The 842-nt window shown below is 46.8% G+C and carries 1 protein-coding gene; it reads left to right on the forward strand.

The genetic code is table 11. The features are described from left to right. On the forward strand, positions 1-842 hold an 842-nt coding region (locus tag BP727_RS06345), incomplete at both ends, for an RNA-guided endonuclease InsQ/TnpB family protein (protein ID WP_286857927.1).

Consider the following 842-nt stretch of genomic DNA (forward strand, 5'->3'; position numbering starts at 1 on the left):
GTCTCAGATAACCAAGATGGAGCGAACGCTGGACTTGTGCCGATGGACATACAACCAGACTCTAGCATACAGAAAGAACGCCTGGGAGAATGAAGGCAAATCAGTTTCCAAATATGAAACGAACGCTCTTCTTCCTGGTTGGAAAGAGGATAAACCCGAACTGAGAGACGTATATGCTCAGACCCTTCAGAATGTTCAGGAGCGGGTAGATCTAGCCTTTAAAGCCTTTTTCAGAAGGGTTAAGGCGGGAGAAGAACCCGGATATCCCAGATTCCGAGGGAAGGGTTGGTACGATTCATTTACTTATCCACAACCTGAGAAGGGCGGCAATCTTGTTAACGGCATGGTACGTCTTCCCAAGATAGGCGATATCAAGATCAAGCTCCATCGCCAGATAGAAGGCAAGATCAAACGGCTGACCGTCAGAAGGACAGCCACAGGCAAATGGTTTGCATGCTTCTCCGTCGAAACTGAAGATGTTCCTCTCCCTCCCTGGAAAGATGGGGCTGTAGTAGGTATTGATGTCGGCCTTGAGAGCTTCGCCACCTTTTCCAATGGTGAGACGATAGCTAATCCTCGATTCTTCCGAGAAGAAGAACACGAGTTAGCTAGAGCCCAAAGGAAACTCTCTAAGGCTCCTAAAGGAACTCCAGATCGCAAGAAAGCTCTTAAGGTTGTTGAGCGAGTCCATGAGCGGATAGCTAACAAGCGATATGAGTTTGCCCATCAGGTTAGTCATAACTTGGTAGATAGATTTGGTCTAATAGCTTTTGAAGATCTTAACATCAAAGGCATGGTTCATAATCATTGCCTGGCTAAAAGCATCTCAGACGTAGCTTGGA

Source organism: Methanosaeta sp. UBA356 (genome assembly GCF_002496465.1).
Classification (GTDB): domain Archaea; phylum Halobacteriota; class Methanosarcinia; order Methanotrichales; family Methanotrichaceae; genus Methanothrix; species Methanothrix soehngenii.